General features: G+C 66.4%; 14 protein-coding genes. 7 read left to right on the top strand and 7 right to left on the bottom strand.

Features of this window, described 5'->3' with window-relative positions:
- From ABQJ48_RS32045 to ABQJ48_RS32025, 5 genes are all read left to right on the top strand, one after another.
- Positions 1-219, top strand: a 219-nt coding sequence (locus tag ABQJ48_RS32045; protein ID WP_367841948.1) for a hypothetical protein, incomplete at its 5' end; no start/stop codon positions are given.
- A 78-nt stretch (positions 220-297) separates the two neighbouring features.
- Complete coding sequence (gene glgC, locus ABQJ48_RS32040) at positions 298-1569, top strand: glucose-1-phosphate adenylyltransferase (protein WP_367841947.1); 1272 nt, start codon at positions 298-300, stop codon at positions 1567-1569.
- Positions 1570-1756: 187 nt separating this feature from the next.
- Positions 1757-3217 carry a glycogen synthase GlgA gene (glgA, locus tag ABQJ48_RS32035; protein ID WP_367841954.1) on the top strand — a complete coding sequence of 487 codons (1461 nt, stop codon included), beginning with the start codon at positions 1757-1759 and terminating at the stop codon, positions 3215-3217.
- A 272-nt stretch (positions 3218-3489) separates the two neighbouring features.
- Positions 3490-4356, top strand: a complete 867-nt coding sequence (pdxY, locus tag ABQJ48_RS32030) for a pyridoxal kinase PdxY (protein ID WP_367841946.1) — start codon at positions 3490-3492, stop codon at positions 4354-4356.
- Positions 4357-4483: 127 nt separating this feature from the next.
- Positions 4484-4945 carry a hypothetical protein gene (locus ABQJ48_RS32025; protein WP_367841953.1) on the top strand — a complete coding sequence of 154 codons (462 nt, stop codon included), beginning with the start codon at positions 4484-4486 and terminating at the stop codon, positions 4943-4945.
- 210 nt (positions 4946-5155) lie between these two features.
- Here the strand turns inward: ABQJ48_RS32025 and ABQJ48_RS32020 are convergent, their stop codons facing one another.
- Complete coding sequence (locus ABQJ48_RS32020; RefSeq protein WP_367841945.1) at positions 5156-7054, bottom strand: DUF3857 domain-containing transglutaminase family protein; 1899 nt, start codon at positions 7052-7054, stop codon at positions 5156-5158.
- Complete coding sequence (locus tag ABQJ48_RS32015; protein ID WP_367841944.1) at positions 7051-7968, bottom strand: helix-turn-helix transcriptional regulator; 918 nt, start codon at positions 7966-7968, stop codon at positions 7051-7053. Before ABQJ48_RS32015 ends, ABQJ48_RS32020 begins: the two co-directional genes overlap by 4 nt.
- Positions 7969-8075: 107 nt before the next feature.
- On the opposite strand from ABQJ48_RS32015, the gene ABQJ48_RS32010 reads away from it, so the two are divergent.
- Complete coding sequence (locus ABQJ48_RS32010) at positions 8076-8633, top strand: hypothetical protein (protein WP_367841943.1); 558 nt, start codon at positions 8076-8078, stop codon at positions 8631-8633.
- 57 nt (positions 8634-8690) lie between these two features.
- On the opposite strand, the gene ABQJ48_RS32005 is transcribed toward ABQJ48_RS32010, so the two are convergent.
- Positions 8691-9356, bottom strand: a complete 666-nt coding sequence (locus ABQJ48_RS32005) for a hypothetical protein (protein ID WP_367841942.1) — start codon at positions 9354-9356, stop codon at positions 8691-8693.
- A 339-nt stretch (positions 9357-9695) separates the two neighbouring features.
- Between ABQJ48_RS32005 and ABQJ48_RS32000 the strand changes: the two genes are divergently transcribed.
- A complete protein-coding gene (locus ABQJ48_RS32000; RefSeq protein WP_367841941.1) occupies positions 9696-9830 on the top strand; it encodes a hypothetical protein in 135 nt (44 codons plus the stop codon).
- A 344-nt stretch (positions 9831-10174) separates the two neighbouring features.
- Here the strand turns inward: ABQJ48_RS32000 and hutG are convergent, their stop codons facing one another.
- From hutG to ABQJ48_RS31980, 4 genes are all read right to left on the bottom strand, one after another.
- Complete coding sequence (gene hutG, locus ABQJ48_RS31995; protein WP_367841940.1) at positions 10175-10987, bottom strand: N-formylglutamate deformylase; 813 nt, start codon at positions 10985-10987, stop codon at positions 10175-10177.
- Between the two features lie 61 nt (positions 10988-11048).
- Positions 11049-12446 (bottom strand): formimidoylglutamate deiminase, encoded by a 1398-nt coding sequence (locus ABQJ48_RS31990; protein ID WP_367841939.1) that lies wholly within the window; start codon positions 12444-12446, stop codon positions 11049-11051.
- A gap of 46 nt (positions 12447-12492) precedes the next feature.
- A complete protein-coding gene (gene hutI, locus ABQJ48_RS31985) occupies positions 12493-13728 on the bottom strand; it encodes an imidazolonepropionase (RefSeq protein WP_367841938.1) in 1236 nt (411 codons plus the stop codon).
- 88 nt (positions 13729-13816) lie between these two features.
- Positions 13817-14425: a HutD/Ves family protein gene (locus ABQJ48_RS31980; RefSeq protein WP_367841937.1), complete on the bottom strand. Its 609-nt coding sequence runs from the start codon at positions 14423-14425 to the stop codon at positions 13817-13819.
- Positions 14426-14427 lie beyond the last annotated feature (2 nt).

Raw genomic sequence — 14427 nt, 5'->3', positions numbered from 1 at the left:
CGCGAATGGCCCGAATACTGGCGGCGCTGCCGCAAGGAGCAACGCAATGAGCCGGCCAGGTCCGGCCACCGCGCGCAAATGCGTCGCCTGGCGCGCTCGCCTGCGGCGCAATCGGAACGATCAAGCTGCAACTCTGGGACGAATTGCATACGAAATCCCTTTAAACAGCGCCCCGGTTGTCACAACGAGGCGATTTTCAACAGCCTGCTAAAGCGCTAACTCCGGTCGACCGCAATAACTTGCATGGGACAGGAGTCAGCGCTAAAGCGCTAACTCCTGTCGACAACGGAGGCAGACATGGACACTTCAGCGCGGCTGCACGACGTGCAACGCACCACCCTCGCCATCGTCCTCGCGGGCGGACGGGGCACGCGGCTCGGGCCGCTCACCAACAAGCGCGTCAAGCCGGCGGTGCACTTCGGCGGCAAGTACCGGATCATCGACTTCGCGCTGTCCAACTGTCTGAACTCGGGCATCCGCCGCATCGCGGTGGTCACGCAGTACAAGGCGCATTCGCTGCTGCGCCACCTGCAGCGCGGCTGGAGTTTCCTGCGCGGCGAGTTCGGCGAATTCATCGACCTGTGGCCGGCGCAACAGCGGGTGGAAGGCGCGCACTGGTATCGCGGCACCGCGGACGCAGTGTTCCAGAACCTCGACATCATCCGCTCGATCCGCCCGAAATACGTCGTGGTGCTGGCGGGCGATCACATCTACAAGATGGACTACACCCGCATGATCGCCGATCACGCCGATAGCGGCGCGGACTGCACGGTGGGCTGCATCGAGGTGCCGCGCATGGAAGCGGTCGCGTTCGGCGTGATGGCGGTGGACGAAAACCGCCGCGTGACGGGTTTCGTCGAAAAGCCCGCCGACCCGCCCGCGATCCCCGGCCGCCCGGATACGGCGCTCGCCAGCATGGGCATCTACGTGTTCAGCGCCGACTATCTGTACGCATTGCTCGAAGAAAACATCTCCAGCATCGACACCGATCACGACTTCGGCAAGGACATCCTGCCGCGCGTGGTCACGCAAGGGACGGCGATCGCGCATCCGTTCAGCATGTCGTGCGTATCGTCGCACCCGGACGTCGAGCCGTACTGGCGCGACGTGGGCACGATCGACGCCTACTGGTCCGCCAATCTCGACCTCGCGTCCACTATCCCCACCCTCGATCTGTACGACCGCAACTGGCCGATCTGGACGTATCAGGAACAGTTGCCGCCCGCGAAGTTCGTGCGCGACATGAAGGGGCTGCAAGGCTCGGGCAACAACCTGATCGTCTGCGGCGGCTGCGTGATCTCCGGCTCGCAGATCGCGCGCTCGGTGCTGTCGTCGAACGTGAAGGTGAGTTCGTTCTGTAATATCAATGAGGCAGTCTTGTTGCCGCAGGTCACGGTCGGCGCGAGTTGCCGCCTGCAGAAGGTGGTGATCGACCGGGGCTGCACGATACCGGACGGCACCGTGATCGGCGAAGATCCCGCCGCCGATTCCGAGCGCTTTTACCGCACGGCCGATGGCGTCGTGCTGGTCACGCCCGAGGCGCTGGAGCTCAAGCAAAGGGTAAAGTAAGGCTTCGGCGCATCGGGCCTGCGCGCATCGCGCGCGGGCCGGGTTCGCCGCGGATGAATCATCCGGCGCGCTTCTCAAGCATCGGGCATGGCGCCAACGCATGCCCGAGCGGATCGACCTTGCCGCGATCCAGCCGCAATATACGGACCGATCAACCGGACCCACCTACACGAACGAGACCCGGCCTATGACGATTCGCGCGCTGCATGTCGCAAGCGAGCTGTATCCCCTGCTCAAGACGGGCGGTCTCGCCGACGTCGCGGGCGCCTTGCCGCCGGCGCTGATGGAATACGGCGCCGACGTGCGTGTCCTGCTGCCGGGCTTTCCGACAGTGCTCGCCGGTCTCGCCGACCTGCGGCCGGTCGCGCAACTGGGCCACCGCTTCGACACGCCGGCCGCGACGCTCGAAGCGGGCACGTTGCCGTCGAACGGACTCGTGGTCTACGTGATACGCGCCCCTGCGCTCTACGACCGGCCCGGCAATCCTTATCTGAACGACGAGCACGTGCCCTACGGCGACAACGCGCAGCGCTTTGCGCTGCTCGGCTGGGTCGCCGCCCAGCTGGCGCAGCACCTGGACCCCGCATGGTCGCCGCAGATTGTCCACGCGCACGACTGGCACGCGGGGCTCGCGCCCGCTTACCTGAAAGCGGCCGAACGCCAGCATGGCCGGGTGTTCGCGCGGTCCGTGTTCACGGTGCACAACCTCGCGTATCAGGGCGTTTTTCCCGCGCATCAGTTCGGCCAGCTCGCGCTGCCCGACGATTTCTTCAGCGTGCACGGCATCGAGTTTTATGGACAGCTGTCGTTTCTCAAGGCCGGGCTCTACTACAGCGACCGCATCACGACCGTGAGCCCGACCTACGCCCGCGAAATCCAGACCCTTGGGCAGGGCGGCGGACTCGACGGGCTGCTGCGCCACCGCTCGCATGATCTGAGCGGCATCCTGAACGGCGTCGACTACGAGGTCTGGAATCCCGCGAGCGACGCGCTGCTCGAGCATCACTACAGCGCTACTCGCCTCGCCGGCAAGCTCGCGTGCAAGGAAGCGCTGCAAAAGCGCTTCGGGCTCGCGCAAAAAAACGATGCGCTGCTGTTCGGCGTGGTGAGCCGGCTGACCGAACAGAAAGGCCTCGATCTGCTGCTCGGCGCGGTGCCCGAGATCGTCGGGCGCGGCGGACAGCTGGTCGTGTTCGGCACCGGCGATCCGGCGCTGGAGAACGGCCTGAAGCGCGTCGCGCATGCCCATCCGGAGTCGGTCGCGGTGGAGCTGGGTTTCGACGAAACGCTCGCGCATACGATCGTCGCGGGCAGCGACGTGGTCGCGGTGCCCTCGCGTTTCGAGCCGTGCGGGCTCACGCAACTGTATGCGCTCGCTTATGGATCGCTGCCGCTCGTGCACTGCGTGGGCGGGCTCGCGGATACCGTCGCGGACGCAACGCTCGAGAACCTCGCCGACGATCTCGCCACCGGCTTCGTCTTCGAACGGTTCGAACCGAAGGGGCTGAGCGCCGCGATCCGCCGCGCGTTCGCCCTGTACGGCCGGCGCACCGAATGGAAAGCGGCGCAACGGCGTGCGATGCGCCAGGATTTCGGCTGGGGCGCATCGGCGCAACGCTACCTCGCCCTGTACCGCGAACTCGTCTGAATCGACGCGGTTTACGACGCGCTTCTCGACACGTTTCGCCGCGCTGCGTCGCGCGCCTGCCCGCTGATGGTTCGGCGCAACAAACATCGCGCACGGATCGACTCGCGCGCGTCAAACTCATGTATTGTTTTTCTGACAGTGCAAAGCGCGCCTTTTTCTTGCACCATCTGAAGGCAGTCCTGCCGCGCCGCGACGGGCTCTCGTCGGATTCGTCGCGCGGCGCAGCTTCCGCTTTTTTCTGATCCCGCATCACCGCTTGCGCGGGCCCTACCATGACGAAAAACGTTCTGAGCATTCAGTCACATGTCGTCTTCGGACACGCCGGCAATAGCGCGGCCACGTTTCCGATGCGCCGGCTCGGCGTCAACGTCTGGCCGCTCAATACCGTGCAGCTCTCGAATCACATGCAGTACGGGCATTGGAGCGGCAGCGCGATCGACGCGTCGCAGATGGAAGACCTGGCCGAAGGCATCGGCGCGATCGGCATGCTGCCGCGCTGCGACGCCGTGCTCTCCGGCTACCTGCACACGCCCGAGCAGGCGCAGTCGGTGGTGGAGATCGTGACGGCCGTCAAGGCCGCCAATCCGCGCGCCTGGTACTTCTGCGATCCGGTGATGGGTGGGGCGAGCGGCTACGGCGTCGAGCCCGGCATCCAGGAGTTTCTCGTGCGCACCATGCCGCAAGTGGCCGACGCAATGGCGCCGAATCACCCGGAATTGCAGCGGCTGGTGGGCCGCGAGATCGAGACGCTCGAAGAAGCCGTGACGGCGTGCCGCGAAGTGATCGCGCGCGGGCCGAAGCTCGTGCTGGTCAAGCACCTGTTGGACCGCGACAGTCCCGCCGACCGGTTCAACATGCTGGTCGTCACCGAACGCGAAGCGTGGATGGGGCAACGCCCGCTTTATCCGTTCGCGCGGCAGCCGGTGGGGGTCGGCGATCTGACGAGCGCGGTGTTCGTCGCGCGCACGCTGCTTGGGGATTCGATCTGCGCGGCGTTCGAGCATACGCTTGCCGCCGTGAATGCGGTGGTCAAGGCGACGTGGCAGGCCGGACGATACGAGCTGGAGCTGGTGGCCGCGCAGAACGAGATCGCGCAGCCGCGCGAGTGGTTCGATGCGTGGGTGGCGGAGACGGCTTAGGTGGAATTGCGTCGGCGCCGGCTGGCGGCCGGGTCCGGCCCGGTCCTATAATGCGTGCCGCGTGGACGACGCAGCCGCCGTTCACCTGGCCATTTCCGGCATCCGGCATTCAGTAGACGAGGCATCGATGGACGGTTATATCCGCAGCGAGCGGGAAGAATTTTTCGAGCAGTTGTGCATCAGCGTCGACGCCGACGAAGCGCACGAACAGGAAGCCATCGAGTACTTCGAGAGCCAGTTCGACGAGGCCGATTTCGATCCGGCGCAATGGCTCGATATCGCGCTCTACTACTCGCCGGCGGTCGCGCGCGGCATCGTCGAAATGGTGACGCCGGACGACAGGGCGCGCAGCAACATCGCCGAGGTCATCGCCGACAACCTCGACATCTCGTACGGCGAAGACGAATGCCAGCAGTTCGCCGAGACCATCGAGTTCGCGCTGAACAATGGTGTGCCGGTGGATCTGGACCTGGTGCTCGACGGCTGCCAGCGCGCGATCGACGACCTCGATACCTGGGCCGACGAGGACACCAAGGCGCCGCTGCTGCGTCTGCGAGAAGAGTTGCTGCGCCAGCAAGGCGAGCGCTGAGGGCTGTGGTTCGACGATGACCGCGCGCTCGGCCCGCTGGTCGGGCAACGCGCTTTGCGACGAGTACACGAACCACTACGGCCAGGACATCCTGGCTTATGCGCCGAACGGCAACGACGGCGCCCGCCGTCGCTGCCATCGACACAAACAGCGGCACCCGAGCGCAAGCGAGGCGCGGCCCCAGGCTGAGTGCGGCCAGGCCTGCTGCGCTTACTTCCCGTTCGCCGCCTTGACCACCAGCTGCGCATCCAGATCGCGCTCGATCCGCACGAGGTCGTCCTTGATGTCGGCAAATTCGCCGGCGGAACACATCTGATGCGCGAACGCCGCGCGCAGGTGCCGGCTGACCTGCAACGTCCGCGTCGCGGGATCGAACACGTAGTGCGAAGAGAACGCCACCAACCCGTCCTGTACCGCCGTATCCGTCGGCAAATCGGTCACACGGGCAAAGCCCGGCAGTGTCATTTCCAGCGTCTCGTCGAATTCGCCGCCCAGGCACGCCCACGGCTGGGTGCGGGCCGGCTCGGCGAGCCACGTCTGCACCTGCGAGCCCATGCCGCCGGAGAAGCTCGATAGCACCGGCACCGCCGTCGTGCCGTCGCGCCACACGAAGTGCGCAACGCTTCCTTGCGTCGATGTCGCAAACGGCCCGCTCGTCGCCGCCACGTCGTCGCTCGTCAACTGCGCGGTGCCGTGCAAGCCCGTCTGCAGTAAACGGTTCGCCGCGATTTGCTGCGCGCGCTGCGGCGTCGCGCGGCGAAACGTGTTGCGCTCGAGCTCCGCGGTGTAGCCGGCATCTAAGACGCGATAAGCGTAATTCGCCATCCCGCTTTCGTCGATGTCGATCTGCAGGCGTGCGGTGCGTTGGCGCAGTTGCGTGGGCGGCGTGCGCGAGAGCACCCCTTCGCCGACCAGCAGCACGGGCCGGTCCATCACGCCCGGCGACAAGTAGCCGAAGGCGATGCCGCCCGCGGTCGTATCCGCGAACAGCGACAGCTCAGGAATCCAGACGATTGCATGATTGATCGCGCTCGCGCCGTAACCGGGCACGTCCGGCAAGCTGTAATTCGGCCCGAGGTTCAGCAGCACCGCCTCGCTGCGAATGCCGACCGCGGCGAGCAGCGCGCTGTACAGCGCAACGTGATCCTTGCAGTCGCCATAGCGGTTGCGCAGGATGTCGATCGCCTTGTGCGGGATCGCCGCGGTCTCGCCGAGAAATAGCGCGACATAGCGGATGTTCAGGCGCATCCAGTCATACAACGCCTGGGCCTTCGCGCGCGGATCGGCCGCGCCGGCGGTGAGGCTTTGCGCGAGCTGCACGATGGCGGGATCGTTCATCGTCGGGTCCGCGGCGGCCCCACGATAGCGCGCGGCGAAACTCGCGAAATCCGGCACCGTCGACACCATCAGTCGATCGCCCCAGTTCCCATAACCCACCGCGCCCGCTTCGAGCGGCGCATAGGGACCGTGGCGGTAGTCGAACTCGTAGCGCGTGCGCCCATTGGCCGTCACCGGCGGCACGGCAATGTAGCCGCGCGCGTCGGCATAAAGCGGCACATCGGCGGGCAGATCGAAGATCAGCCGTTGCTGCTCGACCGGCTCGCGCGTGGGCTCGACCAGGTAGGCGAACGTGCCGGCCTGCAACGGCTTCGCGCGGGTCTTGCGAAACGTCAGATGCACGCGCGAACCGGGTGCCACGCCGGGGAAGATCACCGTGCGCAACACGCCGTCTTCGAAACTCGGCGCGCCGGCCGAGCGCGGCTCCTGCACGTCGCGGATCGCCTCCGGGCCGACCGGATGCACGGCGCCGTCCGGGTCGATGGTTTCGGCGGCGACGAGCTGCACCTGCTCGATGTCCTTGTTGAACCACACGTAGCGTTGCGCGATGTCGTCGACGCCGCTCGCGGTGTTGGCCCGCAACACTGTGTCGTCGTGCTCCTCGATCGAGCCGTCTTTCTGGATCGTGAACAGGTGGACGTCGCGCTCCATCGTCGATGGTGCACTGTCGTCGCTGGCAACGAACGACGCGGCGGCGGCGAAGCTCGAGGCGGTGTATGTGCCTAGCGCCAAAACAGCGGCCAGCGCGACCGACGCAACCCTGCCGCTCATGAGCGCTGCGCCCTGCCCCGCGCACGCCACGCACGCGGGCTCGCGGCGAACTCCGCGCGAAACGCGTGATTGAAGTTCGACAGATCGTTGAAGCCGCACTCGAGTGCGATATCCACGATCTTCGCGCCGCCGTCCTGAAGACGCAGCGCCGCGGCCCGCAAGCGCGCACGCAACAGGTATTGATGGGGCGTCACGCCGCTCACGTGCTGGAAGGTGCGCAGGAAGTAGAACTCGCTCAGGCCCGCGGCGGCGGCTAGGCTCGTCAGCGTGTGCGGCGCACCGGGCGTGTCGTCGATCAGGCGCGCGACCTGGGCGACGCGCGACGTTGCAGCCGCGCCGGCCGTGCCGCCTGCGGGCGCTTGCGCGCGCGTCGACACGCGGGCCGCGTGCAGCGTCGCGGCAGCCAGTTCGACGGCCAACTCGCCCCACCCCGCCGCGTCGACGTCAAGCGCTCGTGAACCCGCGCAGGCCCGCGCGATCAGCGGCGACAACGCGCGCTGCGGCGGGATGCGCGCGCGCCTGAAACTGAATTGGCCGCTGGCAACCCCCGCGTCCGCGGCAAGACGCTCGAAGTAAGCCGGCTCGTAGCGAAAAGCAATGCAGCGGTCCCCCGCTGCATGCCGATGCCCGCACTCGAAGCACTCGCCCGCGTTGCCGAGCAGCAGCGTGCCGGCCGTGAGCAATTCGCGACCCGTCGCGGTGCGATAGTCGAACGAGCCGGCCACCACCATCGCGATGCAGACGCCCGCGTGCCGTTCCTCGAACGGCTGGTCGCGCGGGCCGAACGTGCAAAGCAGATCCGCGACGTCCCAGCCGGCGCCTTGCGCGAGTGCCCGCGCGCGGGTGGCGCCGCGCGCGCCGTCGCGCTCGCGCCGCGCGAGCGCCTGCTGCAAAGTGACGGCAATTTTCCCCAAGATGCGCCTCGGCCGAGTCCGTATCGTGGTTTTAGCACATCGGCGGCGGGCACGGTCGACCTGTGTCGTCGATGTCGATCCGACCATGAACCCACGGAGCTTCCACTATGAGCCGATTCGAAACCGACCTGGCGGGCGGCTTCCCCGCCGCGTTGAGCGCGCCCGCGCGCGCCGCCGACATCGCCGCCGACGATGACCTGTACGGCTGGCTGATCGGCAGTTGGGACATGGAGGTGGTGCACTACCGTGTCGATCTGCGACACGCGCCACGGCACGGCGAGATTCATTTCGGCTGGGTGCTCGAAGGCCGCGCCGTGCAGGACGTGTGGATCATGCCGCCGCGCGGCGGTTCCGCCGGCGGGCGCGAGGCGGGCGACGCCGACCTCGCGATGTACGGCACCACGTTGCGCATCTGGGATGCCGCGCTGCGCGTGTGGCGCGTCACCTACGTCAATCCGCTGACCGGCCAGCGCGATGAGTTGAGAGGCCGGCGCGTCGGCCACGATCTGGTGCAGATCGGCACCCATGCCGACGGCACGCCCATCCGCTGGAATTTCACCGACATCACGCGTGACTCGTTCTGCTGGACTGGTGCCGCGCTCGCGCAGGACGGCGCGACGTGGAGGCTCGAAGCGGAGTTTCATGCACGACGCAGGGGCGCGTGAGGGGCGCGCGGGGGCGCGAGGGAGCTTCCACTGGCAACCCCTACCTTGCCGCCCTCGTCAATCGTCTTCCCCGATCTGCCCCAGCAGCGCCTGCAGGCGCTCGACATGCCTCAACAGCAAATGGCGATGTTTCTCGATCTGCTCCAGCCGTCCCGCGAGATCCGCCTGGATCGGGTCAGCGCTATTGGCCGCGGCGATCACCTCCTCCACTTTGGCGCGCATGGACGACAACTCCACCGGCGCGTGACTCAGATGCCGCTCGAAGCGCCGCACCTCCTGGATCGCCAACTCGCGGATCTGGCGAAAGTGCACCTGGCGCCGATGCGCTTCGACGTCGAGCGTGTCTTCCTCGATGCGTCGGGCAGGCTGCGGCTGACCGAAGATCGGCTCGGGCGGACGCAGCACCGTCTTCTTGCGCACCGGATGAGCAGTGCCGCGAAACCGCGCGAGCGGCCGTTCGTTGTCGATCGCCTCCCGGGCATTCTGCGGGATGTCGTGCTCGCCATGTGGCACGTTCATCCAGCCTGCCGGCAAACCCGTGACCGCTTCGACCCCACGCACGAACTCTTCGCTGAATTCCCGCTGGCCGGACAGCATCAGTTTCAGGTAGCTGGCGGAAAACGTCATCATGCGCGCGAGGCGGCTCGCCGCGCCGACCTCGCGGGTCAGCAGTACCAGGTTCGCTCGCCAGACCGGGAGCAGCAATTCATCGGAATCTTCCATCGCTGGGTCTTCCATCTCTTGGCCCGATGTCGTGATGGCACGCTTGCGCACGTCATCGTTTTTAAAGGGTAGCCGCTTCGTAGGCACTGGGTAGCCACTTTGCCGCCCGGCTGCGCAATGCGTGCGCGCCGATCGGCGTATCCGCTCACTGATGTCTGCAAATCACACGCTCGCGCGCGCCGCTCCCACCGCGCCCGCGACGTGCCCAGTGTTGCATTGACACACGCATTCGCGCAGTGTTCCTACGCGCGACGCGCGCAATGTGGCATCCTTGCGTGCCGACGCGGCGCGCCCCGTGCTGCATCGGTTGCTTCCCAACATCGATTTAAGGGTCTTGTAATGAAGAAAATTGTTTTGGCCATTGCCGCCGCTGTTGTTTCCCTGAGCGCGATCGCTCCCGCACAAGCTAATGAGCATCGTCACGAATGCCACAAAGTGCGGGTCCATCATCACTGGGAAAAGCGCTGCCATTAAATGGTGATGATGCTGTGCCTCGCAGCACCGCAACCACCGCTAAGCCCCGCATACGCGGGGCTTTTTTTCGCATTCGGCGTTTTCATCCAACAGGGTGCGCGCCGAGTGGTTCGACGCTGACTACGTTCCGCGCGAAATCGGCGGCACGCAATCACGGACACATGCTGTTACACCTTCGCGGTGCAGGGGCTGCGGACCCACGCTTGGCGCGCAAGCCCGCGAGGGGAACGGGGTGGTGAAGAGATGAGCCCAGCGGCAGCGCAGGGACCGGCTCCTGTGCCTGCTCTTGTGCTCTTATGTACTTTGAGATCATGCGCCTTCAGCAGCGCGCAAGCATTGCCCGCTCAGGCCGCCTTCACGCGCTCCAACGCCATCGTCACGAGCGCTTCGAGCACCGGTTCGACCTTCGCGGCCAGCGATTCGTCATACGCGTAGGGCAGTTGCTCTTCCATATACGTGATCTGCGACAACTCCAGTTGCACCGCATGCACGCCCTGGCCGGGCTGCCCATAATGCCGCGTGATGTAACCGCCCTTGAAGCGTCCATTGGCGACCGCCGTATAGACGCGATGCTGCTGGACCAGTGCCGCCAGTTCTTCGGCCACGCCTGCCAGCGCGCTGGCGCCATTCGCGGTGCCGAAGTTGAAATCGGGCAGACGTCCGTCGAAAAAACGCGGCACGTGCGAGCGGATCGAATGCGCTTCCCATAGCAGCGCTTTGCCGTACGTAGCCTTCAGCGCCGCGAGTTCGCCGCTCAGCGCGTCGTGATACGGCTGCCAGTATGCGTCGCGGCGGCGCGCGATTTCGGCGTCGTCGGGAAGATGGCCTTCGAGGTAGAGCGGTTCCTTGTCGAACGTGTCGACCGGCAACAGACCGGTCGTGTCCTGGCCGGGGTAGAGATTGGCACCATCGGGCGGGCGGTTCAGGTCGATCACGTAGCGCGCGTAGGTCGGCACGAGAATGGATGCGCCCATCCGCTGGGCAAACGCGTAGAGACGGCCGAGGTGCCAGTCGCAATCGTCGGTGCGGTGCGCGACCGGAGTCATCGTCGCAGCGATATCGGCAGGTATTTGCGTGCCCACATGCGGGATCGAGATCAGCAACGGCAGGCTTCCCCGATGCAGCGAGAAAACGGGCGGCGTGTTCAATGCAGTCATGTCAGTCCGGAATCGAAGGAATCCAAGGAATGGGCCGATCAGTTCGGCAGCTCGCGCATGCTCATTTGATCAGCTCGGCTAGCGCCGCGCGATAGCGCGCGTAAGCGCCTTCTTCATCGCCATGCCGGCGGTTGTCGACGACTTGCTCGCCGCCTGTGTAGACGTCGCGAATCGGCGTGTCGCCGTGCTCGCAGAATACGACACCGGACAGCCACGCCGCGCTCGGGTGCTCGGCGATGCTCGGATGATCCGGATCGAGCACGAGCCAGTCCGCGCGGCGCCCGGCCTGCAATGCGCCGATCGCGCGGCCGGTGGCGCGCGCGCCGCCGTCGAGCGCGGCGTCGAACAGCCGGTCCGCGACATGTGTGGCTTGCGCCGACGCCAGCACGTTGCGCTGGCGCCGCGTCAGACGCTGGCCGTATTCGAGCAGCCGCAACTCGGCGCGCCAGTCTACGCCGATATGACTATCCGAGCCCACACCGATGCGCCCTCGCGCATCGAGATAGTCCTGCGCCGGGAAGATGCCGTCGCCGAGATTGGCTTCGGTGGTCAGGCACAAGCCGGCCACCGCGCCGCTCTTCGCGAGCGCCAGCGTTTCGTGCGCATCGACGTGCGTCGCGTGCACGAGGCACCAGCGGCTGTCGACATCGAAACGATCCAGCAGCCATTGCACCGGCCGCGCGCCTTCGGTTTCGACACACGCGTCGACCTCGGCGGTCTGTTCGGCGATATGGATATGCACGGGCGCGTCGGCGTCGATGCCGCCGAGCAGCGCGCGCAACGACTCCGCCGAGACCGCGCGCAGCGAATGCGGCGCCACCCCGTAACGCAGCGCGGCGCTCTCGGGACGCGCCGCGCGCAAGGTGCGGAGCAGATCGAGCAGGCTTTGCGGCGTGTTGATGAAGCGCCGCTGGTCGTCGCGCGGCGGGCGCGAGCCGAAGCCGCTGTACTGATACAACACCGGCAGCATCGTCATGCCGATGCCGCTCGCCGACGCGGCATCCACCACACGTTGTGCAAGCTCAGCGCAATTCGCGTAACGGCCGCCGTTCTGCGCGTGATGCACATAGTGAAATTCGCACACCGACGTATAACCCGCCTTCAGCATCTCGATGTACAGCCATTGCGCGACGCTAGCCAGTCCCTCCGGCGTGATGCGCTCGGCAAAGCGATACATCAGGTCGCGCCAGCTCCAGAAGTTGTCGGTGGCGCCTGCGCCGCCGGCCGCGCGATACTCGGTGAGGCCCGCCATCGCGCGCTGGAAGGCGTGCGAATGAACGTTAGGCATCCCAGGCAATACCGGACCGGCTGCTTGACGCACGCCCGCGGGCGTGGCCGGCATATCCGGCGTGACCGTCGTCAGCGTGCCGTGCGCATTCCATTCCAACAGCACATTACGGCGCCAGCCGTCCGGCAGGTACGCGCGCTCGGCGAACAGCGCTTGATTCGATTGGGTCATCGATTGAGTCGTCTCTCAGGTCTTGGCGGGGGTCTCGGTTCGGTCCTCAGTTCGAGGCCTGGTTCGACTCACGCCGCGTATAAACAGTCTCCCCCGCGCGCACCACTCGCGCGCACAGCGGACGGCCGATCCAGTAAGCCAGCTCGGCCAGCGAATCGGCCGACCAGACCGCGAAATCCGCCGCGCGTCCCACCTGCAGCGAGCCGTGCGTGTCCGCTTTGCCGAGCGCGCGGGCCGCGTGCGTCGTTACGCCTTGCAGTACCTCGGGCACGGTCATGCGAAACAGCGTGGTCGCCATGTTCATCATCAGCAGCAACGACGTCGCGGGCGAGGTACCGGGGTTGCTGTCGGTCGAGATCGCGATCGGCACTTCGTAGCGCCGCAGCAAGTCGAGCGGCGGCAGTTGCGTCTCGCGAATGAAGTAGTAGGCGCCCGGCAGCAACACGGCCACCGTGCCCGCCTCTTTCATCGCCGCGACGCCCGCTTCATCGAGGAATTCGAGGTGATCGGCGGATAGCGCGCGATGGCGCGCGGCGAGCGCCGTGCCGCCGCCGTTCGACAACTGCTCTGCGTGCATCTTCAAGGGCAGCCCATAGCGTTGTGCGGCGTTGAAAACAAGTTCGCTTTGTTCCAGCGAAAAACCGATGCGCTCGCAAAACACATCCACCGCGTCGACGAGGCCTTCGCCGGCAAGCGTGGGCAGCATCGTGTTGCAGACTTCGTCGATGTACGCATCGGCGCGGCCCGCGAATTCGGGCGGCACCGCGTGCGCGCCGAGAAAGGTCGTGTAGACCGTCACCGGATAGCGTTCGCCCAGTTGCCGCGCGACCCGCAGCATCTTGCGCTCGCTGACGAGATCGAGGCCGTAGCCGGATTTGATTTCGATCGCGCTCACGCCTTCGGCGAGCAGCGGTTCGAGCCGCGCAGCCGCTTGCCGGAACAGCGAGGCTTCGTCCGCGGCGCGTGTGGCGCGCACCGTCGAGACAATCCCGCCGCCCTGCTGCGCGATTGCTTCATAGCTGATGCCGGCGAGGCGCTGCGCAAATTCGTCCGCGCGTTGCCCGCCGTACACCAGATGGGTATGACATTCGACGAGCCCCGGCGTCACCCATGCGCCGCGCAGGTCTTCGCGCGGCCATGCGGCATAGTCGGCGGGCAATTCCGAGGCAGCGCCGAGCCATGCGATGCGGCCGTCTTCGACGGCGATCGCGCCATCGGCGAGCGTGTGTTGCGGGTCGCCCTCCGGGCACAGTTTCAGCTGATGCCAGACGGTTTGCTTCATCGCGTGCTCTTTGCAGCTCGTTGCGTTGTCTGTGGGCTTCTTGTGCGCGCGCCTTGCAGCGGCGGCGCGCTCACGCGAAGCGTCGTCGTCATCGCGGCGTGTAGTGGATGCTGATCGCGAGCAGCGCGCCCGTGCCTTCAAGCGCGCATTGCAGTGCGCTCGGCGCGTCGATGCGCAGCGTGTCGCCGGCCTGGAGTTGCAGCGCTTGCGTGTGGCCGGGTGTGAGCGAGACCGAACCGCTTGCGCAAAACAGCAACGCCACGTCGGCCGACAACGTGTGCTGCGTGCTGTGCTGCGATTGCCCGCGCCATACGTCGAGCGTGCCTTGCGCCGCGTCGCGCCGCACCATCAGGTTGAAGTCGCGCGTCGCGCCGTCGATCAGCCGCGCGTCGATCTGCGCGTCGCCGTCAAAGCGGGCGATGTCGAGCGGGTGCGCCAATGTGTGCGACTTGCTGTGCCGTTCGTTCCGCGACGCCGTTTCATCGAGCACCATCCCCGCACCGGAGCACAGCACCAGCGTGCGATCGACGCCCTCGAAACGCGAGAACGGGCCGCCTTGCGCGACATCGGCGATGCTCACGCGCCACACGAAATCGTCGAGCCCCGCGTTCGCTGGGAACACCGCCACTTCGCGCGTGACGCCGCCGCCATTCTTCCACGGCGCCGCCACGAGGTCGGCGCCGCGAATCAGCGACACGC

Origin of the sequence: Paraburkholderia suaedae (assembly GCF_040812055.1) — a bacterium.
In the GTDB taxonomy this organism is placed as follows: Bacteria; Pseudomonadota; Gammaproteobacteria; order Burkholderiales; family Burkholderiaceae; genus Paraburkholderia.
This window is presented reverse-complemented; position numbering and strand designations above follow the sequence as displayed.

What these genes read in the sequence shown, in the direction of transcription:
- glgC (WP_367841947.1), top strand. Translation starts at nt 298, where the DNA reads ATGGACACTTCAGCGCGGCTGCACGACGTGCAACGCACCACCCTCGCC.
- ABQJ48_RS32020 (WP_367841945.1), bottom strand. Translation starts at nt 7,054, where the DNA reads ATGAGCGGCAGGGTTGCGTCGGTCGCGCTGGCCGCTGTTTTGGCGCTA.
- ABQJ48_RS32005 (WP_367841942.1), bottom strand. Translation starts at nt 9,356, where the DNA reads ATGGAAGATTCCGATGAATTGCTGCTCCCGGTCTGGCGAGCGAACCTG.
- ABQJ48_RS32025 (WP_367841953.1), top strand. Translation starts at nt 4,484, where the DNA reads ATGGACGGTTATATCCGCAGCGAGCGGGAAGAATTTTTCGAGCAGTTG.
- ABQJ48_RS31990 (WP_367841939.1), bottom strand. Translation starts at nt 12,446, where the DNA reads ATGACCCAATCGAATCAAGCGCTGTTCGCCGAGCGCGCGTACCTGCCG.
- hutI (WP_367841938.1), bottom strand. Translation starts at nt 13,728, where the DNA reads ATGAAGCAAACCGTCTGGCATCAGCTGAAACTGTGCCCGGAGGGCGAC.
- ABQJ48_RS32010 (WP_367841943.1), top strand. Translation starts at nt 8,076, where the DNA reads ATGAGCCGATTCGAAACCGACCTGGCGGGCGGCTTCCCCGCCGCGTTG.
- ABQJ48_RS32000 (WP_367841941.1), top strand. Translation starts at nt 9,696, where the DNA reads ATGAAGAAAATTGTTTTGGCCATTGCCGCCGCTGTTGTTTCCCTGAGC.
- glgA (WP_367841954.1), top strand. Translation starts at nt 1,757, where the DNA reads ATGACGATTCGCGCGCTGCATGTCGCAAGCGAGCTGTATCCCCTGCTC.
- pdxY (WP_367841946.1), top strand. Translation starts at nt 3,490, where the DNA reads ATGACGAAAAACGTTCTGAGCATTCAGTCACATGTCGTCTTCGGACAC.
- hutG (WP_367841940.1), bottom strand. Translation starts at nt 10,987, where the DNA reads ATGACTGCATTGAACACGCCGCCCGTTTTCTCGCTGCATCGGGGAAGC.